The organism is Streptomyces sp. NPDC033966 (assembly GCF_055575955.1).
The window spans coordinates 599801-618106 of record NZ_JBVIRQ010000001.1; the positions used below are offsets into that span (position 1 = coordinate 599801).

Below are 18306 nucleotides of genomic sequence, written 5' to 3' on the forward strand. Positions count from 1 at the left end.
AGAACAATTACCGATGAGCGGACGGCTTGTCAACGAAGGATCAAGCCGCCCGTCCGCACGCTTCGGTCAACTCCCGGGGTACACCCAGGGGTTGGGCTTGCAGCGGATGTTGTCGATGTCGAGGGACTTCGTCTGCTGCTGCATGATCGGCGCGAGGGCGCCCGGGGTCTGGCAGCTGACGTGCCCGTGCCCGAGCCGGTGGCCGACCTCGTGGTTGATGAGCATCTGCCGGTAGGCGAGCATCTGGTCGGCGCCGTAGGTCTGCGAACCCTGGCCCCACCGGAAGGCGTTGATCATCACGCGCTCCGTGGACGCGGAGTCGCAGGAGACGTTGTCGATCGTGGTGTCGAGCCCGGACTTGGCACACCAGACGCCGGTGGTCCCGGGGCTGGCCAGGGTGATCACGAACTCGGCCTCGCCGCCCGGCACCCGCTCGAAGGTCATCGCGCCGCCGTGGGCCCAGCTGCGCGGATCGTTGAGGGTGCGCTGCACCGCGTCGGCGAACAGCTGCGCGTCCATCCCCAGGCCCTGCTCCACGTCCACCCGGTAGCGCACCCGCTTCCCCTTGCCCGGGGCCTTGGCGACGCCGGGCACGGTGTCGAAGGTCCCCGGGCCGGTGAGCTTCGCGTCGATGGGCAGCTGCTGGGCCATCTGCTGCTCGTACGTCGCCGGCTGCGCGGCCGCGGCCGGCGGGACGGAGGGGGTGGGGCGGCCGTCGGAGCGGGAGGCCGGGGAGCTGTCGGTCTGGGTGCGCTTCGGGGCGTCGTCCCCGGCGGCGCGGGCGGCGGTCTCGGAGTCGCCGTCGGCGGCGACCTGTCCGGCGACGACGACGGCCAGCACGGTGGTGACGGCCGCCGCGGCCATTCCCGTGTACGTACGGATCTTCGTGCCGCGGCCGGTCGCGGGCGCGGCGGCGGACGCCTCGGGACTGCGGGGTCCGGGCACCCGGCGGTGCGAGCCGGTCGACGTGAAGGGGTCGCGCGGGGCGGGCTCCGCCCGGGCGGCGGCCACGGGCTCGCCGAAGGCCGGGGTGTCGGTGCGCGGGGCGGGGGCGGGCGCGGGGGCCGGGGCCGGGGCGGCGGTGGCGCGGGGTGTCCCGCGCCAGTCCCCGTAGACGGCGGCGGCCGGGGCGGCACCCCAGGCGCCGCCTTCCCGGTGCTCGGGGTGGCCGCCGGGGCGGGCACCGCGCGGGGGCGCGTACCCCTGGTGGACGGCGGTCGGCTCGACGGCCGGGTGCGTACCGCCGGGCCGGGGCCCCGCGTACGGCGCGGGCGCGGGCTCGTACGGGTCGGGGGTGTACGGCCCGCCCCCGTAGGGGTCGGCCGCGTACCCCTGCGGCTCGTACGGCGCCTGCGGCGCCTCGGGCTCCGGCTGCGGACGGACCGGGGCCGAGGCCTTGCGACTATGTCGTCCCACGTCCTCAGCCCTTGCCGTCTTCGGTACTTCGGTCGGTTTCGCGCCCGGCGGTGTCGCGCAGCAGCTCCTGGAAGGCCGCCGCCACCACCTCGGGGTACTCCATCATCGCCACGTGCCCGGCCTCGGGCAGGCTCAGCAGCCGCGAGCCGCGGAAATGCGCGGCGGCCTTGCGCGCCATACGGTACGAGACCAGTTGGTCGCGCCCACCGTAGACGAGGAGGGTCGGCGCGAGCACGCGCTGCGCCTGGCGCCACAGTCCGTGTTGCCCGCCGAGGGTGTACGCGTCGACGATCCCCCGCGAGGAACGGGTCATCGCGTCCCAGAAGTAGGGCAGCGCCATGCGCCGCTCCATCTCCTCGACGGCGGCGCGGAAGCCCTCCGTCGTCACCCGTGAGGGGTCCCCGTAACAGAGGTCCGTCACTCCCCGGGTGCGTTGTTCGGCCGTCAGCCCGACCGTGAGCCGCCCGAACAGCGCGGCCACGCCCGGCAGCGCCAGCAGGGCCGTGGGCACGGCCGACTTCTGCACGCGCAGCTCGGGCAGCGCCGGCGAGACCAAGGTCAGGGTGCGCACCAGGTCGGGCCGGACGGCGGCGATGCGGGTGGAGACGGCTCCGCCGAGGGAGTTGCCGAAGAGGTGCACCGGGCCGCGCCCGGCGGCGTCAAGGTGGCGGATGACGGCGCGGGCGAGCGCGGTCACCGAGTAGTCCCGGTCGGCGGGCGGCGGGGACCAGCCGAATCCGGGCAGGTCCAGGGCCTCGCCGTCGACGGTGCCGGCGAGCCGCTCCATCAGGGCCGACCAGTTCTGGGAGGAACCGCCGAGTCCGTGCACGAACAGCGCGGGCGGCAGACCCTCCCGCAGCGGTGGCCGGAAACGTACGTTCATTTCCAGGCCCGGCAGCGCGACGGTGCGCAGCTGCTCCCCCTCGGCCACCCGGACGGCACCCACCTGGGAGGCCGCTTCGGCGGTGGACCGTACGCCCGGCGGCTCGGTCGAAGACATGGGCCAATGTTACGAGACGATCACGCCCGGCCCCTTGCGTTCTCTTGTGTTCGCAGTCACAGGCCGTCTGGCGGCGCACTCCCGATCCTCCTAGGCTCGTAGTGAGGACGAGCGAAGGCGAGGGGAGCGGAATGACTGTCGACCCCGCGGAACCGGACACCTTCCGGGAGCAGCTCCGGGAATCCCTCGACGCCGAGGCCCCGGAGGCGGACGCCGCCGAACAGCACACCGAGATCCAGCCGCAGGACGATGAGCCGCTCTCCGGCCTGGACCCGGGTGAGGCCCCGGAGGCTGACGCCGCCGAGCAGGCCCGGGTGGTCCCACTGGACGAGGAGGACTACCGCTGATCGCCGCCGTCGCCGCTCCGACGGGCGCTGACCAGCGTGTCAGGCGTGTGTCCAAGCGGTCCGTACCGCGAGAAAACTCGGCTTGAACCCACCAGATTCGGTTACCGAAAAGTACGATGGCGGCGCGGCGCAGAGCGCACTGTGTTCTTGAAGAAAGTGGGAGGCGGCGTGACAGCCATCGAGCAGACCGAGGCAGCGCGTCCGCGGGGTACGCGGCTGCCGCGCCGTGCCCGGCGCAACCAGCTGCTGGGCGCGGCCCAGGAGGTTTTCGTCGCGCAGGGCTACCACGCGGCGGCCATGGACGACATCGCCGAGCGCGCCGGTGTCAGCAAGCCGGTGCTGTACCAGCACTTCCCCGGCAAGCTCGACCTGTACCTCGCCCTGCTGGACCAGCACTGCGAGAACCTGCTGCAGGCGGTGCGCGGGGCGCTGGAGTCCACCAGCGACAACAAGCTGCGCGTGGCGGCGACGATGGACGCCTACTTCGCGTACGTCGAGGACGAGGGCGGCGCGTTCCGGCTGGTCTTCGAGTCGGACCTGACGAACGAGCCGGCGGTGCGCGAGCGCGTCGACCGGGTCTCGCTCCAGTGCGCCGAGGCCATCTCGGACGTGATCGCCGAGGACACCGGCCTGTCGAAGGACGAGTCGATGCTGCTGGCAGTGGGTCTGGGCGGGGTCTCGCAGGTCGTGGCCCGCTACTGGCTCTCCAGCGAGAGCCCGGTGGCCCGTGACACGGCGGTGGGGCTGCTGACCTCGCTGGCGTGGCGCGGCATCGCCGGTTTCCCGCTGCACGGGACGGAGGCCTGACCGGCGCTGTTCGCTGCGAGCGTGTCCGCCGCGAGCCGATCGTGTCCCCTCTCCGGGCTAATGTGGACCGGGTACGGCGCGGCTGATCGCGCGAACCGGACCGTCGGAGGGACATAGCCGTGGAGGTCAAGATCGGCGTGCAGCACGCACCCCGGGAGATCGTGCTGGAGAGCGACCTGAGCGCCGAGGAGCTGGAGGCCATCGTGGCCGCCGCGCTGTCCGGTAAGGCGCCGCTGCTGAGCCTGACCGACGTCAAGGGCCGCAAGGTCCTCGTGCCGTCCGACCGCCTGTCGTACGTCGACCTGGGCGAGCCGAGCGTGCGCAAGGTCGGTTTCGGGGCGCTCTGACGCTCTTCGAGGCACCGAGTAACAAGGAAACGGCCCGGCGGATGGTTCCGCCGGGCCGTTTCCCTTTCTTCCGCTTCGGGTAGGACCGCAGTGACCCGGTTCGCCCTGACGCATGGGAGTGACCAGATGCTGCTGATGGAGGCGCTCGGCTCCGGAGTGCTCGGCCTCGCACTGGCCGGCGCCGCCTCGCGAGTCCTCGCGAAGCGGCTGCCCTCCACCAGAACGGTGCTGGTCAGCGGAGTGGTCGGCGCCCTGTTCGGGGCGTACCTGACACACATGTCGCTGGGTCCCGGGCACAACACCCTGTTCGCGACGCTGCTGGGCGGCGTCGGCGTCTCGGCCGTCGTCCTGTCCCTGCTGCTGCGTCCCGCCGCCGGCTCCGGGAGGTCCCCCCGGCGCGCTCCGTTTTCGCTCTCGTCGGGGGGCTGAGTAAGCCTCGCGCCCCGCTGGAGCCGTGCGCGCCGGGGCGTGGACGCGCCCGGCCGGGGATCAGGCCGCGAGGCCCAGGGCGGCCATGCGCTTGGTGTGCGCCTTGGTGATGCGGGTGAACATCTCGCCGACGGCCGCCAGGTCGAAGCCGGCCGCCATCCCGTCGACGCCGCCGACCAGCATGGTGGACAGCGCGTCGCGCTCGGCGACCACGCGCTGCGCCTGCGACAGGGCCTCGCCCATGAGCCGGCGGGCCCACAGCGCGAGCCGGCCGCCGCAGCGCGGGTCGGCCTCGATCGCGGCGCGGACCTTCTCGACGGCGAAGCCGCCGTGGCCGGTGTCGTCGAGGACGCCGACGACCAGGGCGCGGGTGTCGGTGTCGAGGTGGGTGGCGACCTCGCGGTAGAAGTCGCTGGCGATCGAGTCTCCGACGTAGGCCTTGACCAGGCCCTCCAGCCAGTCGGAGGGGGCGGTCTGGCGGTGGAAGTCGTCCACGCCCTTGGCGAAGGGCTCCATCGCGGCGGTCGGCTCGGCGTCGATGGCCGCGAGGCGGTCCCGAAGCCGCTCGAAGTGGTGGAATTCGGCGGAGGCCATCTTCGCCAGCTCGGCCTTGTCACCCAGGCTGGGCGCGAGCTTCGCGTCCTCCGCGAGGCGCTCGAAGGCCGCGAGCTCCCCGTACGCCAGCGCGCCGAGCAGGTCCACGACGGCGGCCCGGTACTGGGGGGAGGCGGAGGCCGTCGCCCAGTCCTGGGCGGCGATGCCCTGCGGCTGGTCCTGGGCGTCGTCGTCGGCGGGAGATGCGTTTTCTACGGTCGACATGCTCCGCACAATAGCCCGCCGAAAGGCCGCACAAGTCACCACACCTGCGCACCGTCGACCTCCGTAAACACGCCTACCTGGTGAATTCACCCGACACACCTGCGCGATTCCGAGGTACAGTGGTAATGCGCCTGCCGAATACTCGGCGGGCCATCCGAATGAGGATGCCCGGTCGGTGGCCCGATCGGCTCCACCCGACCGCCCTCTGTGTGGTGGTGCGTCCATGCGCACCGATCCGCACGAGGGGCCCCCTCAGCGGCAGAAGCGCTTGAGCGAAGGCCAGTGGTCCCGCGCAGCTTTGTATGTACACAGCAGTACTGCAAGCCCGGCACGGTAGGACCCCCCTCGCCGCCTCGCGCCGCGTCTCACAGAAGAGGCAGCACCCTGACTACGTTCCGAGAACTCGGGATCTTTCCCGAGACCGCCGAGGCCCTGGAAGCCGTCGGCATCGTGTCCCCCTTCCCGATCCAGGAGATGACCCTCCCCGTCGCCCTCTCCGGCACGGACGTCATCGGCCAGGCCAAGACCGGAACCGGCAAGACGCTCGGTTTCGGCCTTCCCCTGCTGGAGCGGGTCGTCGTCCCCGCGGACGTCGAGGCCGGCCGGGCCACGCCCGAGCAGCTGACCGACGCACCGCAGGCCCTCGTGGTGGTTCCGACCCGCGAGCTGTGCACCCAGGTCACCAACGACCTGCTGACCGCGGGCAAGGTCCGCAACGTCCGCGTGCTCGCCATATACGGCGGCCGCGCGTACGAGCCGCAGGTCGAGGCGCTCAAGAAGGGCGTCGACATCATCGTCGGCACCCCGGGCCGCCTGCTCGACCTGGCCGGGCAGAAGAAGCTCGACCTCTCGCACGTCAAGGCGCTCGTCCTGGACGAGGCCGACGAGATGCTCGACCTGGGCTTCCTGCCCGACGTCGAGAAGATCATGGGCTACCTGCCGCCGAAGCGTCAGACCATGCTGTTCTCGGCGACCATGCCGGGCGCGGTCATCGGCCTGGCCCGCCGCTACATGTCGCAGCCGACGCACATCCGCGCCGTCTCCGAGGACGGCGAGGGCGCGACCGTCGCCAACATCGCGCAGCACGTCTTCCGCGCGCACAACATGGACAAGCCGGAGCTGGTCTCCCGCATCCTGCAGGCCGAGGGCCGTGGCCTGGCCATGATCTTCTGCCGTACCAAGCGCACGGCCGCCGACATCGCCGAGCAGCTGGAGAAGCGCGGCTTCGCCTCGGGCGCCGTCCACGGCGACCTGGGCCAGGGCGCCCGCGAGCAGGCGCTGCGCGCGTTCCGCAACGGCAAGGTCGACGTGCTGGTGTGCACCGACGTCGCCGCCCGCGGCATCGACGTCGAGGGCGTGACGCACGTCATCAACTACCAGACGCCCGAGGACGAGAAGACCTTCCTGCACCGCGTGGGCCGTACCGGCCGCGCGGGCAACAAGGGCATCGCCGTCACCCTGGTCGACTGGGACGACATCCCGCGCTGGCAGCTGATCAACAAGGCGCTGGAGCTGGACTTCCACGACCCGGTGGAGACGTACTCCACGTCCCCGCACCTGTACGAGCAGATGAACATCCCGGCCGGCACCAAGGGCATCCTGCCGCGCGCCGAGCGCACGCGGGCCGGCCTGAAGGCCGAGGACCTGGAGGACCTGGGCGAGACCGGCGGGCGCGGTGGCCGTGGCGGCCGCGGCGCCGCTGCCGCCGTCGTGACGGAGGAGCGCCCCGAGCGCACCCGTACGCCGCGCCAGCGCCGCCGGACCCGTGGCGGTGCCGAGCTGGACGCCGAGTCGGGGGTGGAGTCCCCGGCCGCGGCCGAGGCCCCGGCCGCCGAGGCTCCCGCCGCCGACGAGGCGCGCCGGCCGCGCCGCCGCCGGACCCGCGTGACCGCTTCGGCCGTCGCCGCCGTGGCGGAGGCCGCCGTGGTCGAGACCCCGGTGGCCGAAGCCCCGGTGGCGGTCGCCGCCCCGGCCGTGGCCGAGGCTCCGGCCGTGGCCGAGGAGGCCCCGGCCAAGCCGAAGCGGACGCGGACCCGCAAGACCGCTGCCGCCGCCGTGGTCGAGGCCCCCGTGGCCGAGGCTCCGGCCGCCGAGGCGCCGGTGGCCGAGGCCCCGGTGGCCGAGGAGGCCCCGGCCAAGCCGAAGCGGACGCGGACCCGCAAGACCGCCACCGCCGTGGTCGAGGCCCCCGTGGCCGAGGCCCCGACCGCCGCCGCGGCTCCGGCCGCCGCCGCCGAGCCGGCCCCGGTCAAGCCGCGCCGGGTCCCGACCCGCAAGGCCGTGGCCACCCCGATCCCCGACGTGGTCAAGGGTGCGGTCGCCGAGGCGCCCGCGCCCCGGCGGACCCGGGCCCGCAAGCCCGCCGCCGCCGCGCCGGAGCCGGACTTCCAGATGGCCCCGCCGGTCGAGCCGGCCCGGACCACCCGCCGGTTCCGCTGACCCGGCCGGGCGCACGCCCGTAGAACGGCCCCGGTCCCCTTTCGAGGGGGCCGGGGCCGTTCCCTTGCCCGGACGCCCGCTACGGACCGGTAACCTCGGGCCATGAGCAAGCCGCCGCGCCTCACCCTGCCGTCCGTCGCCCGCGCGTACCGCCTGACCACCGCCCGCGGTGAGTTCGCCGTGCACGAGGCGGGTGAGCCCGTACGCGGAACGGCCCTGCTGGTCCCCGGGTTCACGGGCAGCAAGGAGGACTTCATCGCCCTGCTGGAGCCGCTCGCCGCCGCCGGCTACCGGGTGGTCGCCGTCGACGGGCGCGGCCAGTACGAGACCCCCGGCCCGCACGAGGAGGCCGCGTACGAACTCCAGGAGCTGGCCCTCGACGTGCTGGCCCAGGCCGCGGCGCTGGGCTCCGGCCCGCTGCACCTGGTCGGGCACTCCCTCGGCGGCCTGGTGGCGCGCGCCGCGGTGCTGCGCGACGCCTCCCCCTTCGCCTCCCTCACCCTGATGAGCAGCGGGCCCGCCGCCATCGCGGAGGAGCAGCAGGCCCGTACGAAGCTGCTGGTCATGGCCCTGGAGGAGCTGCGGGACACCGCGCCCGCCACCTGCATGGAGACGGTGTGGGCGGCGATGCGGGCCCAGGACCCGGTGGACGCGGAGCCGGACTCCCCCGAGCTGGCGGCGTTCCTGCACGAGCGCTGGCTGGGCACCGTTCCGGAGCAGCTGATCACCACCGGGCGGGTGCTGATCTCGGAGCCCGACCGGGTGCCGGAGCTGGCGGCGGTGCCGCTGCCGAAGCTGGTCCTGTCCGGAGTGGTCGACTACGCATGGCCGGTGCCGCTGATGGACGAGATGGCCGTCCGTCTGGCTGCTTCCCGGGTGGTGGTGGAAGGCGCCGAGCACTCCCCCAACGCGGAGAACCCGCAGGTCACAGCGGGTGCCCTAGTGAACTTCTGGCAGCCCTTTAGTGGTCGGTAGTTAGCTAAGGAAAAAATTTCCTTAGCGTAGGGAATGTTTCTCACGCGGTCCCTGTTGACCCCTGTGCAAGGAGAACACCGACGAAGGGAGAAGCCGTGCGCTTCGAGATTCTGCGCCTGGACGATGTCGACGGAAGCGCCGTGGACAGCACCGTCGTGGACGCGGCCTCCGTCAACCGGATCGTGCAGCAGGCGGCCGCCATCGGCCAGCGCATCCTGATCCGACCGGCCGAGAGTGCGTCCTCCTGACGATTTCCGAACGCCCCCGCACCGATCCGGTGCGGGGGCGTTCGCATGTCCAGGCGGGGGGAGCGGAGCGGTCAGGCGCCGCGGACGACCTGGAGCACGCCGTTGATGATCTGCTGGACGGCGATGGCCGACAGCATCATGCCGGCGAGGCGGGTGACCAGGACGACGCCGCCGTCCTTGATGACCCGGATGATCACCAGCGAGTAGCGCATCGTCAGCCACAGCACGACGTGCATGGCGGCGATCGCGGTCCAGACGGAGACCTGGCCGCCGAACCCGTCGGCCTTCTGCACGGCCAGGATGACGGACACGATCGCACCGGGGCCGGCCAGCAGCGGCATGCCCAGCGGGACGAGCGCGACGTTCACGTCCTTGGTCTGCTTGGGCTCATCGGTCTTGCCGGTGAGCAGGTCGAGCGCGATCAGCAGGAGCAGCAGACCACCGGCGATCATCAGCGCCGGGACGGAGACGTGCAGGTAGTCCAGGATCTGCTGGCCGCAGAGACCGAAGACGGCGATGACCCCGAAGGCCACGCAGACGGCCTGCCAGGCCATGCGGCGCTGGACCTTCGCGGGACGGCCGGAGGTCAGGGCGAGGAAGATCGGCGTGATCCCCGGGGGGTCCATAATCACAAAAAGCGTGAGAAAAAGGGATCCGAAGACGGCGAAATCAAACACAGTGATGCCTTGCAGTGAGGGGTGTTACCAAAAAGCGGGAGGGGGACGTGTGGGCGCGGCGCTTACGCGCGGGCGTCTCCACCGGCGCCGGGCACGGGGAAGGCCCCCGCCGCGCGACGCGTGATCTCGCCGTAGATCTCGGGGTCGGTCGTGTACTCCCCGAGACGACAGGTCTTGCGGCTGCCGTGGTAGTCGCTGGAGCCGGTCGTCAGCAGACCGAGGTCCCCGGCCAGTCCGCGCAACCGGGCGCGGGTGGCGGTGTCGTGGTCCATGTGGTCCACCTCGATGCCGTCGAGGCCGGCGGCCGCGAGCGCGGCTATCGCGGACTCAGGCACGCACTCGCCGCGCTTGACGGCGGCGGGGTGCGCGAACACGGTGACCCCGCCGGCCGCCTTGACCAGGCGGATGGCGTCGAAGGGGTCGAGCTCGTGCTTCTCGGCGTACGCGCGGCCGCCGTCGGCGAGCCAGTCCGCGGTGAACGCGTCGGACACGGTGGGGACGACCCCCAGCTCAACCATCGCGGTCGCGATGTGCGGGCGGCCGACCGAGCCGTTCCCCGCGATCCGGGCCACCTGCTCCCAGGTGACGTCCACGCCCAGCGCCTGGAGCTTGCCCACCATGGACTGCGCGCGGGGGGTCCGGTCGTCCCGCACGAGCTCCCGCTCACGGGCGAGTTCGGGCTCTTCCGGGTCGAACAGGTACGCCAGCATGTGCATCCCGACGCCGTCGAGACGGCAGGACAGCTCGGCCCCGGTGACCAGCGTCAGCCCGGCGGGCAGGGCGGCGATCGCCTCGGCGTATCCCCCGACGGTGTCGTGGTCGGTCAGCGCGACCACGTCCAGCCCGGCCGCGGCGGCATTGCGCACCAGCTCGGCGGGGGTGTCGGTGCCGTCCGAAGCGGTGGAGTGCGCGTGCAGGTCGATGCGCACAGCCGGACTCCAGGGTTCACGCGGACGGGGGACACTCCAGGGTACCGCCCACAGGGCGCGGAACCGTCCCGCCGGGCGGGGGGTGCCCACGCGCCCCCGGGGTGCGGGTGGGTGGGGTGGGGGTGGGGTTTCGGCGGGGCGGTCTCGCAGCCGGTTTGGGGGTTTCCCGTCAGTCCCATCGTCCTTCCGTGTCGTGCCGGCCTGTCAAGGGCGCTCCTTCGTCGCGTCACTTCGTGATCGCCTTCGGCGACCCTTGACCGACCGACCCGCCCCGGAAAGCCGAAAGACTGACGGGAAGCCCCCAAAAGAACGGTCACGGGGCAGGAGGAGAGGGGCGGGTCCGTCAGCGATGAGGCGACGGGGCCGGGCCTCGGCCGGCCGGGCATCCGGGCCCCTGGATGCCGGATTCCGGGGCGAGGTGCGGCTATGCGCACGAGAGGTTGATCAGAGCGACCTCCGGAGCACCCGAGCGCCCCAGATCGCTACGCGCTCCTGTCATCTCAGCGTCCGGCGGCCGTCTGTGGCTGATACCCGCACCAGAGGACGAACAGAGCAGCGCGGGTGACGCATGGGCGCGTCGGATCGCTACGCGCTCCCCTGATCTCGGCGACTGACGGCCGTCTTGGGCTGATACCCGCACCAGAGGTTGATCAGAGCAGCCGAGGAAGCGGGTGGGCGCGTCGGATCGCTACGCGCTTCTCCGGTCTCGGCGACTGACGGCCGTCCGGGGCTGGTCATGTCCGCTTCCCGCGTCAGCGGATGGGAGCGGACACTCGGGCGAGCAGAGCGGCCGACTCCTCCGGCTCAAGGACGCGGTCGTAGACGACCTCGCCGGTCATCCCGGGGAAGAAGCGGCCGGCGGGCCAGTTCCTCTGATACGTGGGCGGATCGAGGACCACGAGCCGGACGCCGTCCACGACGGGGATGTCCGCCGGTTTGCCCTCGTTCCATATCCACTCGCCGTCGGCGCCGACCAGGTTGAAGGATCCGGTGGTCGGCACCATCCCCGCCTGGTCACGGCAGCAGGCGACTGCCTCATCCGATGGCGCCTGACCCTCCACGAGGCCACGGCCGATCAGGGCGTCGGCAAGGAGTGTGTGCAGTTGGAAGTTGTCGCCGATGCCGGAGGCGCGCAGCGCGAAGCCGGTGCCCGTGACGCGATCGAGTACGACGAGCGGCTCGTCGTCGAGGACGGCGACTGCGTACGCAAGACACTTGAACGGCTCACCCGACAGCTCCGCCACCCGCGCGACGGCGGCCGCCAACTCCTCGCGGCCGGGGACCTCTCGGCGTACCTGGGAGGAATTGAGCATGGCCACACAGGCCATCTCGAACTGCGGGAGCGACTGCCAGGCCATGACGGGCTCGAAGCCGATCCGCTCGAAGTCGGCCTCCTCCAGGCCCTCGCCCTCGTGGTCGGGTAGCTCGCCCCTACCCAGAGCCGCCCACCGCTCGCAGAAGACGGCGGCCTGCTCGAAGGCGTCCCGGGCGCCCGCGAACACGGCGGGAGCACAGGCCAACGGGTCGGCCCCCCGCTCGACACATGCGCCACTCAGCACGGCCACGGCTGCTCGCGGCCCGGGCGGCACCTGCCCGAGCAGCGCGGCGAGCCGAGGCCCCGCCGCCTGCAGGTCGGCGTCCGCCGCCTTGCCGAAACCGTGCGTCAGCCGCTCGAAGGCACGCTCCGCCGCGTCGGCGTCCTGAGCACCTATGGCTGCCTCGAAGGCCCCGATGATGGCGGGAAACCGCCTACGTCCGAATAGCATCCGCGCACCCTAGTTGATGCCGCAGACAGCCCTAGGCGTCGAAGTCGTACTCCAGGACGTAGGAAGCGGAGTCCAGAGTCATCTCGTTGACCTCAACCGCCCGGCCGTCCTCGGCGTAAGCGGTGCGGACGATCTGGATGACGGGTGTCCCCATGGAGAGGGCGAGACATTCGGCCTCGCCGGCGGACGGCATACGGCACCGAACCTCCTCACGGAAGTGAACGGGCTTATGGCCCAGCTCGGCCAGCCTTGCGTATGTCCCACCAGGCCCGGTGTCGGATCGGGTGATGGCGGAGTCGGCCACGACGCTTGACGGCAGATACGACGTCGCGAAGAGCACCGGCTTGCCGTCCAGCACGAACCGGCGGCTGCGCACCCAGACCGGAGACTCGTCCGGCAGGCCGAGAGCTGCGGCAATCGTGTCGCTTGCCGGCTCTTCATGTACCTCGACCTGATCGACGACGACCTCTCGGCCTTCGCTGTCCGTCGACCAGATGGAGCGCCCCGAACCCCACTGCTCCTGCGCGAGACGCTGGATGCCGTGCCGCCGCAGGGGCCTGAAAGCTCGGACGAAGACGCCGGCGCCCTTCCGCGCTTCCGCGAGGCCTTCGTTCTGAAGCACGCCGAGGGCCTGGCGTGCGGTCATCCGCGCGACCTCGTAGGTGGCCATGAGGTCGTTCTCGCCCGGCAAACGGTCGCCCGGGCCGTACTCGCCCGACCGGATCGCCGCCCTCAGCGCGTCAGCAATCCGCTGGTACTTCGGCTGGCGAGTGCCGCCCTGGCTGCTCATCGAAACGATCACTCCTTCTCTTCTCTAGACACCCTAGGGCCAGAGGTAGAGCACTGCACGCATCAGCCTTGCGGGCGAAGATCTCTAGAGAAGCCTTGACGGAAGGGGCAGGATCGGCTTCAGTGAAAACATCTCTAGAGATGCTGCCGGTTCGGCGCACAACTGAGGGGTGCACCCGTATGTGCCTGACATCCGTCAATACGGAACGATCTGAAGCTGTCGCCCATCGCTGCCCTTGTCGAACGGGGGCCCGAGTTGGAGACCTCAGCGAGGACCTCTTGAACCGTGCCCAAGTCGGCTGGGAGCGCTTCCTCAACACGTTCGAGGCGGCGTCCGATGAGTGAGTGCTACGAGTACGTGCCGCACCGGCTCCTCCGCCAACGCGTCCGCGACATCGCGTCAGGCGTCGAGGGCGAGCTGATGGCCGTGATCAACGAGAACGTCTCGGACACCGGCATCGAGCGCTGGATGGAGCTCGCCTACATCCGGGGCGCCTCCGGTCGCGAGTTCACCACGGCCGCCACCAACGTCGAACCCGCCCCAGACCAGCCCCAGACGGCCGCCGGCCGCCGAGATCAGAGAAGCGCGTAGCGATCCGTCGCGCCCATGTGCTTCCCACGCTGCCCTGATCAACCTCTGGTGCGGGTATCAGCCCCGGACGGTCGTCGGACGCTGAGATATGAGGAGCGCGTAGCGATCTGGCGCGCCTGGGGGCTCCGTAGGTCGCTCTGATCAACCTCTCGTGCGCCTAGTCGCGCCCCGGCTCGGATTCTCGGCTCTTGAGGGCCCGGATGCCCGGCCGGCCCACGCCCGCCCCCTCGCCTCATCCCTGACGGACCCGTCCGTCCAACCATGGACCGTGCCGTTCTTTTGGGGGCTTCCCGGCAGTCTTTCGGCTTTCCGGGGCGGGACGGTCGGTCAAGGGTCGCCGAAGGCGATCACGAAGTGACGCGACCGAAGGGAGCGCCCTTGAGGGACCGGCCCGACACGGAAGGACGATGGGACTGACGGGAAACCCCCAAACCGGCTGCGAGACCGCCCGAGGGGGTACGGACCCCCGGACCCCGGACCCGCACCCGGAGGCGGGTGGGCAAACACCGCCCGGCCCCCACCCCTCGAGGGGGAGATAGCGGGCCCGCCGCGAAGATCCGTACGCCCCTACCCCAGGATCCGCGGGCTCAGCGCCCCGCAGGGCAGGAGCTCGACCTCGGAGCCCGCGTCGCGGAGGTCCGTCAGTACCAGCTCGTCGTACATCAGGAGGCCCGTCTGTTCGGGCCAGACGATGGCCCACAGCCACAGGCCGCGGGCCTCTCCCGCGAAGACGGCGCGGTCGTCCGGGGCGCCCTTGACGTGCCACAGGGGGGTGGGGCGGCCCGCGGCGACGACCTTGGCGTGCGGCGGGGCGGAGACGTCGATGTAGGGGCCCGGGTCGGGGGCGTCGATGCCGGCGAAGCGGGAGCCCAGGCCGACGCCGAGCTCCTCCGCGATCAGCAGCAGCTCCCCGAGGCCGCCGAGCGGCCCCGGGCCGGTGCAGGCCACGGCGGTGGCGCGGCCGCCGCTGCGGTCGTCACCGGCGCTCGCCACGCCGGTGAACAGCCAGCCGACCGGCAGCGGCCACGGCATCCACACGGGCACTTTCGCCCGGTTGACGACGACCTCCAGCCCTTCGACGCTGGGCGGGATCACAGGCTGTAGCGGGTGGACGGCGCCGTGCACCGCGCACTGCCAGGAGTCGGAGAAGAGGCCGGGCGCGCGGACCCGGCCACCGCACTTCGGGCAACTCGGTTCGCCCCTCATAAGAAGCACGCTCCTCCCCGCCCGGGGCGTCGTCAAGACGCGATCACCCGTCCGGGCTCAGTCCAGTGCGACGGCCGTACGCAGAGGGTCCCGCAGATCCGTGCCGCGCGCGAGCCAGCGCTCCTGGAGCGCGGCGGCTCCGTGCACCCGCTTCCAGGCGGCCTCGTTCGCCGTCATGGGGAGCAGCGGCAGGAAGCGGACGGGGTCCATGGGCTCGTCGAGCTCCAGGTCCTCGACGAGTCCGCCGGGCTCGGCGACGAGTACGGAGCTGAACGGGGCGCCGTCCCACAGTGGTTCGCCGACGTCCAGCGAGGCGCCGGGGGCCACGATGAGCCCCTCGACCATCGGGGAGGCCGCCAGTACCGCCAGCGGCCGCAGCACCTTGTCGGTGGGCGCGCGGCCCGCCCGTACGGTCAGCACCAGTTCGGCGCGCGGGCCGCGCACCGGGTCGGCGACGACGGCGGTGGGGTCGGTCATCGGGTGGGCGGACATGCCGAGGGTCGCGTACCGGACGAGGTCGCCGTCGGCGAAGCGGAGGACCTCGATGCGGTCGGTGCCCAGGAAGGTGACGGAGGCGCGGGCGTCGGGTTCGCCGAGCGTGCTGCGCAGCCGGGCTTCGACGAGGGCCAGAATTTCTGCCATGAAGCGAGCATAGAACTCGTATCCGCCGGGTAAAGGGCGGGTCTTGACCATCCGTCGGCTGATAGTGTTGACAGCTGGTCGGGGCCGCACTCAGAAGAGTTGTTTCAGGGCTCCGGCGACAGGACGTCCCCCACGGGGGACCGGCCGGAGGAGGTGGGGCTGCGATGGACCGAAGTCGATCGTGCAGTACCAATCGCTCTTCGGCGTCCGTCAAGGGCGGCTCCAGCCACCTTTGATCTTCTGATCAGCAGAAGAGCGACGGCAGAACTTTGTCCTCCCGTCCTGTTTCCCTCGGCCGGTCCCGGGCTGCCCGCCTCCGGTCCGCAGAGGGCCTCCCACCCGTACGGTCCGCAGCCGTGCGCGAGAAGGAGCCTGCCATGTCGATGCTGCCCTACCTCCGTGCCGCCGTCCGTCCGGCACTGCGCAAGTCCACTCCCGTACAGCCCGGCTACGACACCACCCGCGACCCCTCCGCCAGCAGTGCGGTGGTCGACTGCGCCGTGTACCGCGACGGCCGGCGCGCGCAGGGGGACCGTCTGACGCCGCGTGAGGCCCTGCGCCGGGTGCGCGAGGACGGCGGCTTCGCCTGGATCGGGCTGCACGAGCCCACCCACGACGAGTTCGCCGGTATCGCCGCCACGTTCGGGCTGCACCCGCTGGCCGTGGAGGACGCGGTGCACGCGCACCAGCGGCCGAAGCTGGAGCGGTACGACGAGACGCTGTTCACCGTGTTCAAGACGATCCACTACGTGGAGCACGCCGAACTCACCGCGACCAGCGAGGTGGTGGAGACCGGCGAGGTGATGTGCTTCACGGGCCCCGACTTCGTCATCACCGTCCGGCACGGCGGCCAGGGCTCCCTGCGGAGTCTGCGCCACCGCCTCCAGGACGACCCGGAGCTGCTGTCGCGGGGCCCCTCGGCGGTGCTGCACTCGATCGCCGACCACGTGGTCGACGGGTACATCGCGGTCGCGGCGGCGGTGCAGGACGACATCGACGAGGTGGAGAGCGCGGTCTTCGCCGCCCCCGCCAAGGGTGTCGCCCGGGGCGGTGACGCGGGCCGCATCTACCAGCTCAAGCGGGAGGTGCTGGAGTTCAAGCGGGCGGTGTCTCCGCTGCTGCGGCCGATGGAGCTGCTGAGCGAGCGGCCGATGCGGCTGGTGGACCCGGACATCCAGAAGTACTTCCGGGACGTGGCCGACCACCTGGCACGGGTGCACGAGCAGGTCATCGGCTTCGACGAGCTGCTGAACTCGATCCTCCAGGCGAACCTCGCGCAGGCCTCGGTCGCGCAGAACGAGGACATGCGCAAGATCACCTCCTGGGCGGCGATCATCGCCGTGCCGACGATGATCTGCGGTGTGTACGGGATGAACTTCGACCACATGCCGGAGCTGCACTGGAAGTACGGCTATCCCCTGGTGATGGCCGCCATCGTCGGGAGCTGTTTCGCCATCCACCGCACCCTTCGGCGTAACGGCTGGCTGTAGCCGCGGGGAGCGCACCGCCTACGCTGTGCGCATGACTCTCAGCGCGCTCGACCTGGCCCTCGTCGAGGAGGCCTCCAAGAAGTCCGGCCTGATCTGGGTCCGCGGCACCGGTGCCGACCGGGCCCTGTGGCACGCCTGGGTGGACGGCGCCGCGCACGTGCTCGGCGACGGCCCCGGTGAGCAGCCCTTCCCCGGCCTCACCGACGGCACCTCGGCGGAGGTGACCGTGCGCAGCAAGGACAAGGGCGGCCGGCTCGTGGCCTGGACCGCGGCCGTACGGGAGCTCGTGCCCGGCAGCGATTCCTGGGAGGCGGCCGTCGCCGAGCTGAAGGGCAAGCGGCTGAACGCGCCCGACTCGGAGCAGATGACGGAGCGCTGGGCCCGTGAGTGCCGGCTGCTGCGCCTGGAGCCGGTGGCGGTGGCCGACGCGCTGCCGGACGGTTCGCTGGCCGCGCGGCCGGTGGGCTCCCCGGCCGTCACCCGCAGGCCGATCCCGGCGGGCCTGCCGAAGCTGCTGCTGAAGCGGAAGAGGGCCAAGCGCTAGGCCGTGTCCTTCGGGGCTCAGCCCTTGGGGTCGGAGCCCTGGCCGGAGGACTTCGAGGGCGCCGGGGAGGCGGTGGGGGCGGTGCCCTTGCCGTCCTTGGTGGTGGGCAGCTGGCTGCCGTAGTCCACGGTCTGGTCCTGCGCGGGCGCCTCCAGCGGGAAGGGCTTGCCCCATTCGGACAGCTCCACCCGGCCGGCGCCGCCCGCGCGCTCCATCAGCAGCGGGTACGGGGTCCCCTCCAGGGACACCGACAGCTTGCCGCCCTTGCCCGCGTCCCCCGAGACGGGGACCGCGCGGGTGGCTCCGACGGTGGTGTAGGCGCCCTTGGTGAGCTTGCCCTGGAGGCCCAGCAGCCCGTCCAGCAGGACGTGCATGTCGGTGAACCCGCGGAACTGCTTGTAAGAGGGGTCGGCCTCGGGCACCTTCACGAACTTGTCGCCGAGCTTGCCCGCCGAGTCCGACTTGCCCCAGAAGGCGGCGCTGGCCTTCAGGTACAGCTGTTCGCCGACGCGCAGCAGCTGGAAGGTGTCCTCGGCCGACTTCACCTCGCCGGAGCCGCCGTCGGCCTTCAGCCGCATGTCGAGGGTGAAGGTCTTGCCGCCGGTGACGAGCGTGCCCGCCAGGTGGACCGAGTTCGCGGCGGTCGCGGCGGCCTTCGCCTGGCCCTCGATCTTGTCGGCGGCGAGCTTGCCGACGCCGTTCGTGCCCTTGTCCGGGTCCTTCTTCTCGGCGCAGCCCGTCCCGGCGACGGCGAGGCCCGCGCAGAGGGCACCGATGAAGGCGGCCCGGCGCAGCCGTACGGCGGGGGTGTGGGCGGTCACGGGCGCGGGCCTTCCGTCGGGGT

Annotated in this window: 20 protein-coding genes; 10 read left to right on the plus strand and 10 right to left on the minus strand. The window is 71.8% G+C overall.

The features are described from left to right. Nucleotides 1-66: 66 nt before the first annotated feature. Both ACZ518_RS02740 and ACZ518_RS02745 read right to left on the minus strand, forming a co-directional pair. On the minus strand, nt 67-1416 hold the full coding sequence (locus ACZ518_RS02740) for a DUF3152 domain-containing protein (RefSeq protein WP_469111212.1): 1350 nt from the start codon (nt 1414-1416) through the stop codon (nt 67-69). 4 nt (nt 1417-1420) lie between these two features. Next, complete coding sequence (locus ACZ518_RS02745) at nt 1421-2416, minus strand: alpha/beta fold hydrolase (protein WP_469111213.1); 996 nt, start codon at nt 2414-2416, stop codon at nt 1421-1423. A 131-nt stretch (nt 2417-2547) separates the two neighbouring features. On the opposite strand from ACZ518_RS02745, the gene ACZ518_RS02750 reads away from it, so the two are divergent. The 4 genes from ACZ518_RS02750 to ACZ518_RS02765 all read left to right on the plus strand — a co-directional run bounded on the left by ACZ518_RS02750 (nt 2548) and on the right by ACZ518_RS02765 (nt 4346). Next, nucleotides 2548-2763, plus strand: a complete 216-nt coding sequence (locus tag ACZ518_RS02750; protein ID WP_469111214.1) for a hypothetical protein — start codon at nt 2548-2550, stop codon at nt 2761-2763. A 168-nt stretch (nt 2764-2931) separates the two neighbouring features. Next, entirely contained in the window at nt 2932-3570 is a 639-nt protein-coding gene (locus ACZ518_RS02755) for a TetR/AcrR family transcriptional regulator (RefSeq protein WP_007266374.1), read from the plus strand. 119 nt (nt 3571-3689) lie between these two features. Beyond that, the gene (locus ACZ518_RS02760; protein ID WP_469111215.1) at nt 3690-3917 is read left to right on the plus strand and encodes a DUF3107 domain-containing protein; all 228 of its coding nucleotides are present in this window, start codon (nt 3690-3692) and stop codon (nt 3915-3917) included. Between the two features lie 126 nt (nt 3918-4043). Then, nucleotides 4044-4346, plus strand: coding sequence for a hypothetical protein (locus tag ACZ518_RS02765; protein ID WP_469111216.1), 303 nt, complete (start codon nt 4044-4046; stop codon nt 4344-4346). Between the two features lie 60 nt (nt 4347-4406). On the opposite strand, the gene ACZ518_RS02770 is transcribed toward ACZ518_RS02765, so the two are convergent. Then, a complete protein-coding gene (locus tag ACZ518_RS02770) occupies nt 4407-5165 on the minus strand; it encodes a ferritin-like fold-containing protein (protein WP_469111217.1) in 759 nt (252 codons plus the stop codon). A 450-nt stretch (nt 5166-5615) separates the two neighbouring features. Here ACZ518_RS02770 and ACZ518_RS02775 point away from each other — a divergent pair, with 450 nt between their 5' ends. The 3 genes from ACZ518_RS02775 (at nt 5616) to ACZ518_RS02785 (ending at nt 8827) form a co-directional block, all read left to right on the plus strand. Beyond that, on the plus strand, nt 5616-7604 hold the full coding sequence (locus tag ACZ518_RS02775; RefSeq protein WP_469111218.1) for a DEAD/DEAH box helicase: 1989 nt from the start codon (nt 5616-5618) through the stop codon (nt 7602-7604). Nucleotides 7605-7706: 102 nt separating this feature from the next. After that, the gene (locus ACZ518_RS02780) at nt 7707-8579 is read left to right on the plus strand and encodes an alpha/beta fold hydrolase (protein WP_469111219.1); all 873 of its coding nucleotides are present in this window, start codon (nt 7707-7709) and stop codon (nt 8577-8579) included. A gap of 95 nt (nt 8580-8674) precedes the next feature. Continuing rightward, nucleotides 8675-8827: a hypothetical protein gene (locus tag ACZ518_RS02785; RefSeq protein WP_164495937.1), complete on the plus strand. Its 153-nt coding sequence runs from the start codon at nt 8675-8677 to the stop codon at nt 8825-8827. Between the two features lie 71 nt (nt 8828-8898). Here the strand turns inward: ACZ518_RS02785 and ACZ518_RS02790 are convergent, their stop codons facing one another. From ACZ518_RS02790 to ACZ518_RS02805, 4 genes are all read right to left on the minus strand, one after another. Then, nucleotides 8899-9504: a MarC family protein gene (locus tag ACZ518_RS02790; RefSeq protein WP_469111220.1), complete on the minus strand. Its 606-nt coding sequence runs from the start codon at nt 9502-9504 to the stop codon at nt 8899-8901. Between the two features lie 62 nt (nt 9505-9566). Further along, nucleotides 9567-10433 (minus strand): PHP domain-containing protein, encoded by an 867-nt coding sequence (locus ACZ518_RS02795; RefSeq protein WP_469111221.1) that lies wholly within the window; start codon nt 10431-10433, stop codon nt 9567-9569. Nucleotides 10434-11185: 752 nt separating this feature from the next. After that, entirely contained in the window at nt 11186-12199 is a 1014-nt protein-coding gene (locus tag ACZ518_RS02800; protein WP_469111222.1) for a hypothetical protein, read from the minus strand. A gap of 31 nt (nt 12200-12230) precedes the next feature. Continuing rightward, nucleotides 12231-12989, minus strand: coding sequence for a GntR family transcriptional regulator (locus ACZ518_RS02805; RefSeq protein ID WP_469111223.1), 759 nt, complete (start codon nt 12987-12989; stop codon nt 12231-12233). Nucleotides 12990-13325: 336 nt separating this feature from the next. Between ACZ518_RS02805 and ACZ518_RS02810 the strand changes: the two genes are divergently transcribed. Further along, the gene (locus ACZ518_RS02810; protein WP_469111224.1) at nt 13326-13580 is read left to right on the plus strand and encodes a hypothetical protein; all 255 of its coding nucleotides are present in this window, start codon (nt 13326-13328) and stop codon (nt 13578-13580) included. Between the two features lie 567 nt (nt 13581-14147). On the opposite strand, the gene ACZ518_RS02815 is transcribed toward ACZ518_RS02810, so the two are convergent. After that, nucleotides 14148-14786 carry a DUF6758 family protein gene (locus ACZ518_RS02815; protein WP_469111225.1) on the minus strand — a complete coding sequence of 213 codons (639 nt, stop codon included), beginning with the start codon at nt 14784-14786 and terminating at the stop codon, nt 14148-14150. A gap of 57 nt (nt 14787-14843) precedes the next feature. Further along, nucleotides 14844-15428: a suppressor of fused domain protein gene (locus ACZ518_RS02820; RefSeq protein ID WP_469111226.1), complete on the minus strand. Its 585-nt coding sequence runs from the start codon at nt 15426-15428 to the stop codon at nt 14844-14846. Between the two features lie 377 nt (nt 15429-15805). Here ACZ518_RS02820 and ACZ518_RS02825 point away from each other — a divergent pair, with 377 nt between their 5' ends. Together ACZ518_RS02825 and ACZ518_RS02830 are read left to right on the plus strand one after the other, a co-directional pair. After that, entirely contained in the window at nt 15806-16918 is a 1113-nt protein-coding gene (locus ACZ518_RS02825) for a magnesium and cobalt transport protein CorA (protein ID WP_469111227.1), read from the plus strand. Between the two features lie 31 nt (nt 16919-16949). Further along, on the plus strand, nt 16950-17462 hold the full coding sequence (locus tag ACZ518_RS02830) for a hypothetical protein (RefSeq protein WP_469111228.1): 513 nt from the start codon (nt 16950-16952) through the stop codon (nt 17460-17462). Between the two features lie 17 nt (nt 17463-17479). Here the strand turns inward: ACZ518_RS02830 and ACZ518_RS02835 are convergent, their stop codons facing one another. Beyond that, nucleotides 17480-18283, minus strand: a complete 804-nt coding sequence (locus ACZ518_RS02835; RefSeq protein WP_469111229.1) for a hypothetical protein — start codon at nt 18281-18283, stop codon at nt 17480-17482. Nucleotides 18284-18306: the final 23 nt, after the last annotated feature.

Bases quoted from the DNA above. Each gene is read 5' to 3' on its own strand.
- ACZ518_RS02745 (WP_469111213.1), bottom strand. From the start codon at position 2,416: ATGTCTTCGACCGAGCCGCCGGGCGTACGGTCCACCGCCGAAGCGGCC.
- ACZ518_RS02750 (WP_469111214.1), top strand. From the start codon at position 2,548: ATGACTGTCGACCCCGCGGAACCGGACACCTTCCGGGAGCAGCTCCGG.
- ACZ518_RS02765 (WP_469111216.1), top strand. From the start codon at position 4,044: ATGCTGCTGATGGAGGCGCTCGGCTCCGGAGTGCTCGGCCTCGCACTG.
- ACZ518_RS02770 (WP_469111217.1), bottom strand. From the start codon at position 5,165: ATGTCGACCGTAGAAAACGCATCTCCCGCCGACGACGACGCCCAGGAC.
- ACZ518_RS02780 (WP_469111219.1), top strand. From the start codon at position 7,707: ATGAGCAAGCCGCCGCGCCTCACCCTGCCGTCCGTCGCCCGCGCGTAC.
- ACZ518_RS02800 (WP_469111222.1), bottom strand. From the start codon at position 12,199: ATGCTATTCGGACGTAGGCGGTTTCCCGCCATCATCGGGGCCTTCGAG.
- ACZ518_RS02805 (WP_469111223.1), bottom strand. From the start codon at position 12,989: ATGAGCAGCCAGGGCGGCACTCGCCAGCCGAAGTACCAGCGGATTGCT.
- ACZ518_RS02810 (WP_469111224.1), top strand. From the start codon at position 13,326: ATGAGTGAGTGCTACGAGTACGTGCCGCACCGGCTCCTCCGCCAACGC.
- ACZ518_RS02815 (WP_469111225.1), bottom strand. From the start codon at position 14,786: ATGAGGGGCGAACCGAGTTGCCCGAAGTGCGGTGGCCGGGTCCGCGCG.
- ACZ518_RS02820 (WP_469111226.1), bottom strand. From the start codon at position 15,428: ATGGCAGAAATTCTGGCCCTCGTCGAAGCCCGGCTGCGCAGCACGCTC.
- ACZ518_RS02825 (WP_469111227.1), top strand. From the start codon at position 15,806: ATGTCGATGCTGCCCTACCTCCGTGCCGCCGTCCGTCCGGCACTGCGC.
- ACZ518_RS02830 (WP_469111228.1), top strand. From the start codon at position 16,950: ATGACTCTCAGCGCGCTCGACCTGGCCCTCGTCGAGGAGGCCTCCAAG.